This is a genomic window from Citrobacter sp. TBCS-14 (genome assembly GCF_005280805.1).
Lineage (GTDB): Bacteria > Pseudomonadota > Gammaproteobacteria > Enterobacterales > Enterobacteriaceae > Citrobacter > Citrobacter gillenii.
Window position 1 is genome coordinate 1 of sequence record NZ_SZWM01000382.1, and the last position, 646, is coordinate 646.

Genomic DNA, 646 nt, shown 5'->3' on the forward strand with positions numbered 1-646 from the left:
ACCGAGTATCCAAGTCATTCGCCAAGCACTCGTCTTTAAAGAGGTTGAAGGAATTAGTGTATCCATTATTGACAGCTTCCCCATTCCTTTGTGTCAGCCTATTCGTAATTTCAGAAGCAAAGTTCTTGGAGATTATGCAAATGTTGGCTACAATGCTACAAAGGGACAGTACTTCTATGGATGTAAATGTCATGCTTTAGTCAGTGAATCAGGCTATGTCATAGACTACACAATTACTCCTGCTTCAATGGCTGATAGTTCAATGACCGAGGAAGTGTTGAGTCAATTTGGGACACCAACAGTCCTTGGAGATATGGGATATCTAGGTCAGTCACTGCATGATAGGCTGGAATTAAAAGGAATTGATCTAATGACACCTGTCAGGAAGAACATGAAGCAAAAGAAAATCCTTTTCCCTAATTTTTCAAAACGTAGAAAAGTGATTGAGCGAGTTTTCTCTTTTTTGACAAATCTAGGAGCTGAGCGTTGTAAAAGTCGTTCGCCTCAAGGTTTTCAATTGAAATTAGAGATGATACTTTTAGCGTATTCTTTACTGTTAAAATCAGCTAAATCACTGGAACCAGAGACTTTAAGATATTCTATCGGGTATCAAGTCATGGCTAAATAATCAACTAGCAATTCGGGT

The 646-nt window shown here is 38.5% G+C and carries 1 protein-coding gene; it reads left to right on the forward strand.

Annotated elements, in window-relative coordinates; genetic code table 11:
- Nucleotides 1-628: IS982-like element IS982B family transposase (locus FDX22_RS15655; protein WP_146717429.1), on the forward strand; the 628-nt coding region annotated here is incomplete at its 5' end.
- Nucleotides 629-646: the final 18 nt, after the last annotated feature.